This window comes from Nonomuraea sp. NPDC050691 (assembly GCF_040654455.1).
In the GTDB taxonomy this organism is placed as follows: domain Bacteria; phylum Actinomycetota; class Actinomycetes; order Streptosporangiales; family Streptosporangiaceae; genus Nonomuraea.
Genome location: NZ_JBFAIA010000064.1, coordinates 1 through 12,177 on the forward strand (window position 1 = coordinate 1; position 12,177 = coordinate 12,177).

Annotated in this window: 10 protein-coding genes; 3 read left to right on the forward strand and 7 right to left on the reverse strand. The window is 74.0% G+C overall.

The window, feature by feature from the left end:
* Positions 1-55: 55 nt before the first annotated feature.
* The 7 genes from cutA to AB0H81_RS22910 all read right to left on the reverse strand — a co-directional run bounded on the left by cutA (position 56) and on the right by AB0H81_RS22910 (position 8,081).
* Positions 56-2,422, reverse strand: coding sequence for an aerobic carbon-monoxide dehydrogenase large subunit (gene cutA / locus AB0H81_RS22880; protein ID WP_358377882.1), 2,367 nt, complete (start codon positions 2,420-2,422; stop codon positions 56-58).
* Complete coding sequence (locus AB0H81_RS22885; RefSeq protein WP_358377884.1) at positions 2,419-2,916, reverse strand: (2Fe-2S)-binding protein; 498 nt, start codon at positions 2,914-2,916, stop codon at positions 2,419-2,421. The genes cutA and AB0H81_RS22885 overlap by 4 nt, the downstream gene beginning before the upstream one ends.
* Positions 2,917-3,034: 118 nt before the next feature.
* Entirely contained in the window at positions 3,035-3,910 is an 876-nt protein-coding gene (locus AB0H81_RS22890) for an FAD binding domain-containing protein (RefSeq protein WP_358377887.1), read from the reverse strand.
* Positions 3,907-5,292 (reverse strand): solute carrier family 23 protein, encoded by a 1,386-nt coding sequence (locus AB0H81_RS22895; protein ID WP_358377890.1) that lies wholly within the window; start codon positions 5,290-5,292, stop codon positions 3,907-3,909. The genes AB0H81_RS22890 and AB0H81_RS22895 overlap by 4 nt, the downstream gene beginning before the upstream one ends.
* 116 nt (positions 5,293-5,408) lie before the next feature.
* Positions 5,409-6,059: an NYN domain-containing protein gene (locus AB0H81_RS22900; RefSeq protein WP_358377892.1), complete on the reverse strand. Its 651-nt coding sequence runs from the start codon at positions 6,057-6,059 to the stop codon at positions 5,409-5,411.
* 147 nt (positions 6,060-6,206) lie between these two features.
* Positions 6,207-6,410, reverse strand: a complete 204-nt coding sequence (locus tag AB0H81_RS22905) for an RNA-binding S4 domain-containing protein (protein WP_358377894.1) — start codon at positions 6,408-6,410, stop codon at positions 6,207-6,209.
* A 39-nt stretch (positions 6,411-6,449) separates the two neighbouring features.
* The gene (locus AB0H81_RS22910) at positions 6,450-8,081 is read right to left on the reverse strand and encodes a PucR family transcriptional regulator ligand-binding domain-containing protein (RefSeq protein ID WP_358377897.1); all 1,632 of its coding nucleotides are present in this window, start codon (positions 8,079-8,081) and stop codon (positions 6,450-6,452) included.
* A gap of 132 nt (positions 8,082-8,213) precedes the next feature.
* Between AB0H81_RS22910 and AB0H81_RS22915 the strand changes: the two genes are divergently transcribed.
* From AB0H81_RS22915 to AB0H81_RS22925, 3 genes are read left to right on the forward strand one after another with little or no spacing between them, the layout of a single operon-like run.
* Positions 8,214-9,158 carry a DUF2877 domain-containing protein gene (locus AB0H81_RS22915; RefSeq protein WP_358377900.1) on the forward strand — a complete coding sequence of 315 codons (945 nt, stop codon included), beginning with the start codon at positions 8,214-8,216 and terminating at the stop codon, positions 9,156-9,158.
* Positions 9,155-10,642 (forward strand): FdrA family protein, encoded by a 1,488-nt coding sequence (locus tag AB0H81_RS22920; RefSeq protein WP_358377903.1) that lies wholly within the window; start codon positions 9,155-9,157, stop codon positions 10,640-10,642. Before AB0H81_RS22915 ends, AB0H81_RS22920 begins: the two co-directional genes overlap by 4 nt.
* Positions 10,639-12,036, forward strand: coding sequence for a DUF1116 domain-containing protein (locus tag AB0H81_RS22925; RefSeq protein WP_358377906.1), 1,398 nt, complete (start codon positions 10,639-10,641; stop codon positions 12,034-12,036). Before AB0H81_RS22920 ends, AB0H81_RS22925 begins: the two co-directional genes overlap by 4 nt.
* The last annotated feature ends 141 nt before the right edge of the window (positions 12,037-12,177 follow it).

Sequence of the window (12,177 nt, forward strand, 5' to 3'; positions counted from 1 at the left end):
GTCCGCACCGGCCCTGCGCGACCGCCGGCCGCTCCCACCGGCCCGCGCCGGGCCGTCAGCCGCCGCCCGCGTGCCGGCGCCGCAGGTCGAACAGCTCCGACGGCGAGATCGGCATCCGGTCGACGGGGAACCCCTCGGCGTCCTCGACGGCCGACGCGATGACCGCCGAGACCGGGATGACCCCCGCCTCCCCCGCGCCCTTGACGCCCAGGGGGTTCAGCGGCGACGGCGTCTCCAGGTGTCCGGTCTCGATGCGCGGGATCTCCGTGGCGTACGGCATGAGGAAGTCCATGAACGAGGCGTTGAGCAGTTGCCCGTCCCCGTCGTACACCATCCGCTCGTACAGCGCCCCGCCGACGCCCTGGGCGACGCCGCCGTGGATCTGCCCCTCGACGATCATCGGGTTGACCAGCCGGCCACAGTCGTGGATCACCGCGTACCTGACCACCCGGACCTCGGCCGTGAGCGGGTCGGTCTCGACGATCGCCGCGTGCATGCCGGCTGCGAACGTGGAGCGGATCGGCGAGTAGTAGTCCCGTCCTTCCAGTCCCGGCTCGTCGCCCTCGGCGACCGGCGGCCGGTCGGGCGAGGACGCGCCCGCGAACTGGGTGGCCCGCACGGTCTCGTCGTCGAAGGCGTAGCGCAGCGGGTTGGCCAGCACGGCGACAGTGGCCAGCGGGATCGAGGCCGACGGCGCGCCCACGACGTGGACCATGCCGTCGGTGATCTCCAGGTCGGCCGGGTCGGCCTCCAGCGCGTCGGCCGCGATGCGCAGCGCCTTGGCCCGCACCTTGCGGCAGGCCAGCGCGATGGCGTTGCCGCTGACCACGGCCGCCCGCGAGGCGAACGTGCCCACCGCGTACCCGAACCGGCGCGTGTCGCCCGTCACCACCGAGATCCGCTCGATGGGCACGCCCAGCTCCGTGGCGGCGATCTGCGCGAACGCGGTCTCGTGCCCCTGCCCCTGCGAGGTGAGGCCCGTGGAGACGTGCACGCGGCCGTCGGAGGTGATCTGCACGTGCCCGCCCTCGTACGGGCCGACGCCGGTGCCCTCGACGTAGCAGCCGACGCCGATGCCGCGCCCGGGCCGCCGCTCGAACGCGTCCCAGCCGATCAGCTCCTTGAGCATGGCCAGCATCCGGGGGTAGTCGCCGCTGTCGTAGATGAGCGGCCGGCCGTCCTGGAAGATCAGGCCCTGGTCGTACGGGAACTCGTCGGGCTCGATGAAGTTGGCCCGGCGCACCTCGGTGCGGTCCTTGCCGAGATGCTGGGCGATCTTGTCCATGGTGCGTTCCATGCAGAACACGCCCTGCGGCCGGCCCGCCCCCCGGTACGGCGTGACCTGCACGGTGTTGGTGTAGATCGAGGAGAACTCGACCCGGTAGGCGCCGATCTTGTACGGCCCGAGGAGCTGGGTGGAGGTGATGATCGGCACGATGATCCCGTACGGCGTGTAGGCGCCGTGGTCGTGCAGGATCGTCACGTCCAGCCCGAGCACCCGCCCGTCGTCGTCGAACCCGGCCCGGACGTACTGCACCTGCGCCCGCTCGTGCGCCGAGGAGACGAAGTGCTCGCGCCGGTCCTCGGTCCACTTGACCTCGCGGCCGAGCGTCATCGCGGCCCACGGCACCAGGATCTCCTCCGGCCACGGGTGGACGATCTTCACGCCGAACCCGCCGCCCACGTCCGGCGCGATGACCTCGACGTGCGGCAGCGGCAGGCCGAGCGCGGCGGCCACGGCCATCCGGACGCTGGTCGAGGTCTGGGTGCTGGAGTGGACGCGCAGGTCGGTGCCGTCCCAGCGGGCGTGGACGGCGCGGCCCTCCAGCGGCATGCTGGCGCTGCGCTCGATGTCCAGCCGGAAGGCCAGCGTGTGCGGCGCCTCCTCGATGGCCTCGCGGGCGCTCCGGCCGTCGCGGGCCGGGACCTCCTGGACGAGGCGGGCGCCCACGTTGCCGGGCACGTCGTCGTGGACGAGCCGGGCGCCGTGCGCCGCCTCCTCCAGGCCGACGACCGGCTTGAGCGGCTCGTACTCGACGTGGATGAGGGCGCAGGCGTCCTCGGCGAGGTAGCGGTCGGCGGCGACGACCATGACGACCGGCTCGCCCACGTGGCGGACCACGTCGCGGGCCAGCGGGTACGCGGTGCGGCCGTGGGTGAGCGCGGGGTGCGGGATGAGCAGCGGCAGGGGCCGTCCCGCGCGCTCGGGCAGGTCCTCCCAGGTGTAGACGGCGACCAGGCCCTCGACGTCGAGGGCGGCGGAGACGTCGATGTCGCGGATGCGGGCGCGGGCGTGCGGGGAGCGGACGAACGCGGCGGCCAGGGCGTCCGGCCCCAGGTCGTCGACGTAGCGGCCCCGGCCGGTGAGCAGCCGCCGGTCCTCACGCCTGCGTACCGGCTCGCCGAACAGCCTGGTGCTCATGACACCTCCCCGGCGGGTCGCCGCTCCTCGGCGAGCAGCTCGGCGGCGCGGTGGACGGCCTTGACGATGTTCTGGTAGCCGGTGCAGCGGCACAGGTTGCCCGAGATGCCGTCCAGCACCTCGTCGTCGGCCGGGGCGGGGTTGTCCCGCAGCAGCGCGGTGACCGTGCAGAGGAACCCGGGCGTGCAGAAGCCGCACTGGAGGGCGTGGCACTCCTCGAACGCCCGCTGCACCGGCGACAGCCCCTCCGGCCCGGCCAGCCCCTCGACCGTGGTGATCTCCCGGCCGTCCACCGTCACCGCGAAGGTCAGGCAGGAGCGCACCGGCTCGCCGTCGAGCAGGACCGTGCAGCAGCCGCAGACGCCGTGCTCGCAGCCGACGTGGGTGCCGGTCAGGCCGAGGTCGTGGCGCAGGCAGTCGGACAGCAGCCGCCTCCCCGGCACCCGCGCCCGCCGTGCGGCGCCGTTCACGACCAGCGTGATCTCGTGCTCCACCGCTCTCCTCCCCCGCGCCTCGCGGCGCGCTCACCGTCGAGCCGCCCGTCCCTCTCGCCTGAGCCGCCGGTCCCCCTCGCCGCCTCGCGCCCGCGGCCCCGGCCCCCCGCCCCGCCCGTCACGGCGGGGTGGCCGCGCGGGCCGCCGCCTCCTTCAGCGCCCGCTCGGCGAGCACGCCCACCAGGTGCAGCCGGTACGCGGCGCTCGCGTGGATGTCGTCCTCCGGTTCCACGGCCTGCCGGACGGCCTCGGTGACCGCCTCCCACGGCACCGTGGCGGCGGGCCGTCGCCCGCACACCCCGGTCACGTCGGCCACGACCGGGACCGGGCCGACGCCCACGCAGGCGACGCGGGCCGCGGCGACGTGCAGGTCCTCGTCCAGGGTCACGACGGCGCAGACGCCGGCCAGCGCGTAGTCGCCGTGCCGCCTGGCCACCTCCTCGAACGCCGACCCGGACCTCGGGGGCAGCGCCGGGAAGAACGCCGACACGGCCAGCTCCCCCGGCTCGGCGGCCGACTCCAGCGGCCCGGCGAAGAACGCGTCCGCCGCCACCTCCCGCACGGCCGCATCCGGGGAGCCGCCGGTGGCGCGGCGGGCCAGCCGTACGGACCCTCCCAGCACCGCCAGCACGGCCGGCAGCTCGGCGGCCGGGTCGGCGTGGACCAGGCTGCCCACGACGGTGCCGCGGTTGCGGATGACCGGGTGGGCGACGAGCCGCAGCGCCTGCCCGAGCAGCGGGTGGGCGCCGGCGCGCGCCACCTCCGCCTGCCGCGCCAGCGCCCCGACGGTCACGCCCTCGGGGCGCGCCTCGATCGTGGACAGGCCCGGGAGGCGGTTGACGTCGACGACGTGGGCGGGGGCGGCCAGCCGCATGTTGAGCAGCGGGATCAGGCTCTGCCCGCCGGCGAGCACCTTGCCGTCCACCTCGGCCAGCAGGTCCAGCGCCTCGCGCAGGTCGCGAGGGGCGTGGTAGGTGAACGGCGGCGGCTTCACCCCGCGTCCCTCCCCTCGTCGCCGGTCGCGGGAGCCCGCTCCGGCACGGGCGACGGGCGGCCGGCGATCACCCGCAGCAGGTGGTACCCGGCCACCAGCACGATGGTGCCGAACGCGATGCCCTCCAGCCGGAAGTCGGAGCTGATCAGGAACTTCACCGGCCCGACCGCCAGGATGATGCCGGCGCCGATGGGCACCATGTTGAGCGGGTCGGCGAAGTCGACCCGGTTCTCGACCCAGATCTTGGCGCCGAGGAGCCCGATCATGCCGTACAGGATGACCGTGACACCGCCCAGCACGCCGGACGGCGTGGCGGACACCAGCGCCCCGAACTTCGGGCTCAGCCCGAACAGGATCGCGATGAGGCCCGCGATGTAGTAGGCGGCCGTGGAGTAGACCTTGGTGGCGGCCATGACGCCGATGTTCTCGGCGTAGGTGGTGGTGGGCGAGCCGCCGACCGCGGTGGCGACCGCGGTGGCCACGCCGTCGGCGGCGATGGCCCGGCCCACGTACGGGTTGACGTCGGCGCCGGTCATCTCGCCGACGGCCTTGACGTGGCCGATGTTCTCGGCGATCAGCGCGATGACCGCGGGCAGCACGAGGAGCACCGCGGAGAAGCGGACGTCGGGCAGGTGGAAGTCCGGCAGCCCGATCCACGGGGCCGAGGCGACCTTGCCGAGGTCCACCCGGTAGTGGGGCGCGATGCTGAGGACGCCGTCGGTGTAGGCGGGCACCCGGCCGAACACCTTGTCGGCCGCCCACGACAGCACGAACCCGATCACCAGGCCGATGAGGATGCCGATCCGGCCGACGAACCCCTTGAACGCCACCACGAGCACGAACGTCACCAGCATCGTGACCAGCGCCATCCACTGGTCCTGCGGCCAGTACACGTCGGCCACCACGTACGCCAGCCCGAACCCGATGAGCATGACCACGCCGCCGGTGACGACGGGCGGGAAGATCTTGTGGATGATCTCGACGCCGAGGAAGTGCACCGCGAGCCCGGCCAGGGCGAGCACGAGCCCGGCGACGAGGATGGCGCCGGTGACGACGGCGTCGGCCCCGGCCGTGTCGCCGCCGGCGACCGCCCGGATCGCGAGCACGCCGCCCACAAACGAGGCGCTGGTGCCCAGGTAGCTGGGGATGCGTCCCTTGACGATCAGCAGGAAAAGGATCGTCGCCACGCCGGACATCATGATCGCGATGTTCGGGTCGAGCCCCATGATCAGGGGGAAGACGAAGGTGGCGCCGAACATGGCCACGACGTGCTGCGCGCCGAAGCCGATCATGCGCGGCCAGGTCAGCCGTTCGTCCGGCCTGACCACCTCGCCGGGAGCCAGATGCTTGCCGTCACCGTGCTTGGTCCAGCCAAAAACCATGAAAGCCCCTCTTCAGCCGGGCCGTCGGGCAGCGGCCGCACACGGGCATGATCCGCCAAATTCACGTCCAGCACCAGCATTCCCCGCACTCACGCCGTCGCACCTGAACGGTGAGGTCAGTTCCAGTGGGGAGGACGGTGGTAGACGGCGCCGTCACGACCGTGGACCACGTCGGGAAGCTGGGACCGGCGGATGACGGCGGCACCGAGCGGGAACCAGGCGTCGCTGCACTGGCGCAGGTGGTCGGACCGCCTGTGGGGCGGAAACACCGACACGATCTTCGTCTTGCGTCCATGTCCGGCGTCAAGCCGCTTGATCGCGTGGATGGCCGCGCAGAGGTCGGAGTCCGCGGACACCAGGATGACGACGTCCACGCTGCCGGTGGCCACGTCGCCGGCCATGGCTGCGGCGAGAGCGACATCGGACTGCTTCTCGGCGAAGGTACGGCGCCGAGCACCACACTCACGGCAACGGATGATCTGCTTCTGGAACCGCCCGAGGGTCACCTCCACGCCCCGGCTCTCGAGCGTGGCGAGATACGCCTCCTGGCGCGCGCTCGCGGGCGGGTCGTCCCTGATCGCCGCGCTAAAGTAGCGGACGGACACCAGGCGTTGCCCCGGCTTGAGGAAGCCGGTGGCCAGCGACCAAAGATCCAGCCACAGCAGGCTCCGGCGGCCCGCCGCGCGCAGGCCGTAGTAGAGGTTGAACCCGTCGATGTAGACGCCGACTCTGCCGAGTTCGGGAATCGGCTTGTCGCCCACTGCCATCACGTCCTAACATGGAGTCACCTCGCCCGGGGGTACGTTCCCGGGCTCTACGGCCTCCTTCGGGAGGCCGTTTATTTTTCGTCGGCAGAGGCGACAATAGTCAACGGTCGGTAATGGCGTGATGACTTTTCGTGAAGGGCGTTCCCGTCAGCGGACCTCGATGGTGAAGCCCTCCCCGCTCACCACCTGACCCGAGCGGATCTTGGCGGTCTTGCGCAGTTCCACCTCGCCGTCCACCAGCACCATGCCCTCGGCCACCAGGTGCTTGGCCATGCCGCCCGTCTCGGTGATGCCGCAGTACTTCAGCAGGTCGCACAGCGGGATGTAGTCGGAGCGCAGTTCGAATTCCACGGCACCCAAGCCTAGACGCGGCGGCGGGCCCGGACGCGGCTAGATGCCGCGCATCCTCAGGACGTGCAGCGCCAGCGTGAGGTTGAGCCGCAGGTGCGGGTCGTCGGTGAAGCCGCCCAGCAGGCGCTCCAGCTTGCCGATGCGGTAGCGCAGCGTGTTGTAGTGGAAATGCAGCCGCCGGGCCGTCTCGGCCACGTTGAGGTTGGTCTCCAGGAGCACCTGCAGCGTGCGCCGCAGGTCGGCGTTCTCGGCGTCGTCGTCGCTGGCGAGCGGCCCCAGGGTCTCGCGGACGAACGCGTGCAGCTCCGCCGTGTCGTTCACCAGCGAGAGCAGCCGGTAGACGCCGAGCTGGTCGAAGTGGGCGACCGCGCCGGGCCCGTGGAGCTGGCGGCCGACGCGCGCCGCCTTCAGGGCCTGCGCGTACGCCTCGGGCAGCGTCGCGACGCCCGGCGACGGGCGGGAGGTGCCGGTGGAGAAGGTGGCCGGCGGCAGGTCGGAGAAGGCGGAGGCCGCGTCCTTGGCGACCCGGGCCGCGTCCACCCTGGCGTCGAGCACGGCGACCACCTCGTGGGAGAAGCCGGCGACGGCGCCGCGCGGGTCGTGGCGGCGGGTCGCCGCGGTCCAGCTGGTGACCAGGCGGTCCTGGGCGGTGCGCTCGTCGCTCTCCGGGTCGAGCTCGGCGACGAGCACGGTGACCGGCCGTTCGAGGTCCCAGCCGAACGCCCGGGCGCGCGCGGCGACCCGCTCGGCCGTGCCGGCGCGGCCGGTGAGGACGTCGCGCAGGAAGTCGGCGCGGTACTTGCTCTCGACGGCGTTGACCGCCTCCTGGCGGGTGACGACGAGGGCGGCGACGGTGGCGGCGCGCTCCAGGATGCCGACGTCGCTGTCGCGGATTGCGCCCGACGGGCTGTAGGCGACGATCCGGCCGTGGTGGTGACCGCCGGCGACGACGGGCACCGACACGAAGTCCCGTCCCCCTCCTCCCGCGTTCGCCCCGTTCGCCGGCGGGACGGCCTGGGGCGGGACGGCGGGACCGTCGGAGGCGATCGACTGGCGCAGGACCGTCACGTCGCCCTGCGGTCCGGCCGTCGCGAGGACGCGACCGGCGCCGTCCACCGCCGCCACGGCCACGTCGAGCAGCCCGGCCACCCCCTCGGTCACCTCGTCGAGCCCGCCGCCGGCCAGCACCACCTGGACCAGCGCCCGGTGCGCCTCCTCGCCCCGCGCGAGCGCGGCCGCCTGCCGGTTGAGGATGTCGGTCAGCACCTGGTTGAGGATGTCGTCGAAGCCGACGTCGTCGGGGAGCTGGATCAGCGGGAACCCGAGCCGGTCCGCCTGCTCGACCATCTCGTCCGGCAGCTCGTCCACGTACCGGCCGAGCTTGATGGCCAGCGCCGACAGCCCGCGCTCGTCGAGGTCGGCGACCAGCCGGCCGAGCGACTGGGGGGTGTTGCGCAGCGGGTAGCCGGTGGTGAGGAGCAGTTCGTGCGGCTTGACCCAGGCGAGGACGTCGGGCACCTCCATGACGTTCAGGCGCTGCACGATCCGGCCGAGGCCGCTCTCCCCCGCGATCAGCCGGGCTTGGGCGAGTGTCGAGACGCCGAGCACCTCCCCGACGGACAGACCATGGATGATCGTTCCCGTGCTGGCCGGGCGAACGGGGGGCTCCATGGGGTGATTGTGACCCGGGAAGCGGTCTGTCAGGAAGAGCCAACCTTCTTGCGCACTGTTGGCAAATTTCTCCGTACGGCGTGGTTGAACGGTCGTTCTACCGTCAAGGCCCAGAGGCGGTGAGGAGGTCCGGTGACCGTCGGTACACGCGCGAGGCGGCCGCATGTCCACGCGACCGGGGCCGCGAGCACGGCGGTCCGGCCGCTGCTCGACGCGCCGCGCCGCGCGGCCCGCGTGCTCGCCGCCTTCCCCGCGGGGGCCTACCTCCAGGTCAGGACGGATCGGGAGCCGTCGGTCATCGCGGTGCTCACGCCGGGCGCGACCCGGCTGCCCAACGCGGTGCTGCTCGCGGGCGAGCCGCCGCGGCTCACGGTGGGTGACGACGCGTCCGTGGGCGACGGCGCGGTACGGCTGGGACGGCTGAGCCTGCGCGCGTCGCGCTGGTGGGACCCGGCGCCGCCGCTCGGAGAGGCGGACCCGGCCCGGCTGCGGGAGGCGGCGGCCGGACTGACGCCCGGAGAGCCCGCGCTGGCGGGCGAGCCCGCCGTGGAGCTGCTGGCGTCCGGGTGCGCGAGCGGGAGGCTGCTGGACGTGCTGACGGCGGCCGAGCGGCTCGTCGGGCTCGGCCCGGGGCTGACGCCGAGCGGGGACGACGTGCTGGCCGGGCTGATGGTGACGTTGCGGCTGCTCGGCGCGGCCACGGGCGCAGCGCGAGCGGTGTGGCTGGCGGACTGGCTCGCGGCCACGGTCACCTACGACGCGCGGACGCGCACCACGCCCCTGTCGGCGACGCTGCTGCACTGCGCGGCGCTGGGGCAGGCGAGCCCGGAGGTGGGCGGGGTGCTGCGGGCCCTGGCCGGGCACCACCCGCTGGAGCCCGCCGTGCGCCGCCTGCACGCCCTCGGCCATACGTCGGGGTCGGATCTCGCCCAGGGGATCGCGATCGGTCTGCGCTCCGTCCTCGCCTTCTCGCCCCAGGAGTCCCCTTCCCGAGAATCCTCCTCCCTCCAGGAACCCCCTTCGTTCCGCGAGTCTTCCTCCCCCAAGGAGCTCTTCCGGCCCCGGGAGTGCGCGTGACCCCGGGGGCCGGGGAGGCCGCCGTCGTGGTGCGGGCCGGGGTCTACCACGACTCCGTGACGCTCATGCGGGTCAGCCGGGCCCTGTCCGACCTGCCCGGCATGGACGTGGCCCTGGTCGCCATGGCCACCGAGCTGAACCTCGCCATGGCCCGCGACCTCGGCTTCGCCCCTCCCCCGGCCGGGCCCTCCGACCTGCTCGTCGCGCTGCGCGGCCGGGACGTGGCGGCGGCCGAGCGGGAGCTGGACCGGCTCCTCGCGGCCCTGTCCTCCGCGCGCGGCCCGGCCGGTTCCTCCGCATACGGCATGGCCGGGGCGGAGGGGCCGGCCCCGCGCACCACCCGTTCGGCCGCCGCGCGGGCGGGCGAGGCCGCCGGGGTGGCGCTGGTGTCGGTGCCCGGCGAGCACGTCCTGCCGGAGGCGGTGGACGCCATCGAGGCGGGCCTCGACGTGATGATCTTCAGCGACGGCGTCCCCGTACGGCAGGAGGTGCTGCTCAAGCGGCTGGCCGCCGAGCGCGGCGTGCTCGTCATGGGCCCCGACTGCGGCACGGCCGTGATCGCCGGCGTGGGCCTCGGCTTCGCCAACGTCCTGCGGCCGGGCCCGGTGGGCGTGGTCGCCGCGTCCGGCACCGGGGCGCAGCAGGTGACCTCGCTGCTGGACCTGGCCGGCACCGGGGTGAGCCATGTGCTCGGCGTCGGCGGCAGGGACCTGTCGGCCGAGGTGGGCGGGCTGTCGGCGGTGCGGGCGCTGCGGCTGCTCGACGAGGACCCGGCGACCGAGCTGATCGTGCTCGTGTCCAAGCCGCCGGACCCGGGGGTGGCGCGGGCCGTCCAGGAGGTGGTGGAGTCGCTGCGCACACCGGTCGTGCCCGCGCTGACCGGGCGCGACGACCTGACGGGCGCGGCGGAGCGGGCCCTGCGCGCGCTCGGCGCGCCCGTGCCCCTCTGGCCCTCCTGGCCCGTTCCCGCCCGCCGCTCCCCGGAGCCGGGCGCGGTCAGGGGCCTCTACGCGGGCGGGACGCTGTGCGCCGAGGCCGCCGCCATCGTCGCGGCGGGTCCCGGCGCCGAGGCGGGCGCCGGTTCCGAGGCCGCCCCCTCCGGTCCCGGTCCCGGTTCCGGTTCCGGTCCCGGTTCCGGTTCCGGTTCCGGTGAGTTCGTCGACTTCGGGGCCGACGCCTACACCCGGGGCCGGCCCCATCCCATGATCGACCCGGCGCTGCGCCTGGACGCGCTCGCCCGCGTCGGCCCGGACGAGGTGGTCCTGCTCGACGTCGTCCTCGGCCACGGCGCCGATCCCGACCCGGCCGCGTCGCTGGCGCCCGCCGTGGCCCGTTGCCCGGCCGCCGCCGTGGTGGTCGCGCTCGTCGGCACCGAGGGCGACCCGCAGGACCTGCACCGGCAGGCCGCCGCCTTCCGCGAGGCCGGCGCCTCGGTCTTCGTGTCCAACGCCCAGGCCGCCCGGTACGCGAGGGACCTGCGATGACGCTGCTCTCCAGCCCGCCCCAGGTGATCACCGCCGGCGTGGACCTGCTGCGCGAGGCCCTGGACGCCCAAGCCGTTCCCACCACCCCCGTGGACTGGCGGCCGCCGCTGCCCGGCACCGCCGGCGCCCTCGCCCGGGTCCTCGCCGACCCGCGGCGGCGCGCCGCCAACGAGCGGGCCGTGGACCGGCTGACCTCGTCCCGCCCCCTGCTGGTGCGCGTGCGGCGCGCCTCGGAGCTGCTGGAGCTGCCGCAGCCGATGTTCCTGCACGCCGGGCCGCCCCTCGACTGGGAGCGGGCGTCGGGGCCGATGCGCGGCGCGCTGATCGGCGCGATGCTGCTGGAGGGGTACGCCCTCGACGAGCACGACGCCCGTGCCCGGCTGGAGTCGGGCCGGGTGCGGCTGGAGCCCTGCCACCACCACCGGACCGTGGGGCCGATGGCGGGCGTGGTGAGCCCGTCGATGTGGATGTTCGAGGTGCGTGACGACGTCCACGGCGGCGTCGCGTACTGCTCGCTGAACGAGGGGCTCGGCCGGGTGCTGCGCTACGGCGCGTACGGCCCGGAGGTGCTCGACCGGCTCGGCTGGATGGACCACGTGCTGGGGCCGGTCCTGTCGGCGGCGGTGGAGCTGGCCGGGCCGATCGACCTGCGGGCGCTGGCCGCGCAGGCGCTGCAGATGGGCGACGAGCTGCACAACCGCAACCGCGCGGCCACGTCGCTGCTGCTGCGGGAGCTGGCGCCGTACGTGGTGAACGCGGCGCCGGGGCACGCCGCCGAGGTGCTGCGGTTCGTCGGCGGCAACGACCACTTCTTCCTGAACGCCGCCATGGCCGCCGCCAAGGTCTCGGCCGACGCGGCCCGCGACGTGCCGGGTTCGTCGCTGGTCGTGGCCATGGCCCGCAACGGCACCGACTTCGGCGTGCAGGTGTCGGGGCTGGGCGAGCGGTGGTTCACGGGGCCGGCGGGGGTGCCCGACGGCCTCTACCTCGGCGCGTACGGGCCGGCCGACGCGAACCCCGACATCGGCGACTCCACGATCACCGAGACGGCGGGGCTGGGCGGGTTCGCGATGGCGGCGGCCCCGGCCATCGTGCGCTTCGTGGGCGGCGAGGTGGCGGACGCCGTGGCGGCGACCCGGTCCATGTACGAGATCACGCTCGCCGAGCACCCCGCGTACCAGATCCCGGCGCTCGGCTTCCGGGGAACGCCGGTCGGGATCGACCTCACACTGGTGGCCCGGACGGGGGTGCTGCCGGTCGTCAACACCGGCATCGCCGGGCGCGTGGCGGGCACGGGGCAGGTCGGGGCGGGGCTGGTGAGCCCGCCGGCGGAGGCGTTCACGAACGCATTGCTGGCCCTAGCCGATTCCGCACTTGATCCATTTGATCCGTGATATTTCCGGACGTAATGGGATTTGTCAGGACTTGATGCTGCTTCCGTTCCGTAATGGCGTGCCTATATCGTGTCGAACCTCATAATCTGGAACCGTGGCGCGACGCATGTGACCGATGAGGCGGGAGACTTTGGGGGCGGA

Bases quoted from the DNA above. Each gene is read 5' to 3' on its own strand.
- cutA (WP_358377882.1), bottom strand. From the start codon at position 2,422: ATGAGCACCAGGCTGTTCGGCGAGCCGGTACGCAGGCGTGAGGACCGG.
- AB0H81_RS22910 (WP_358377897.1), bottom strand. From the start codon at position 8,081: ATGGAGCCCCCCGTTCGCCCGGCCAGCACGGGAACGATCATCCATGGT.
- AB0H81_RS22895 (WP_358377890.1), bottom strand. From the start codon at position 5,292: ATGGTTTTTGGCTGGACCAAGCACGGTGACGGCAAGCATCTGGCTCCC.
- AB0H81_RS22925 (WP_358377906.1), top strand. From the start codon at position 10,639: ATGACGCTGCTCTCCAGCCCGCCCCAGGTGATCACCGCCGGCGTGGAC.
- AB0H81_RS22900 (WP_358377892.1), bottom strand. From the start codon at position 6,059: ATGGCAGTGGGCGACAAGCCGATTCCCGAACTCGGCAGAGTCGGCGTC.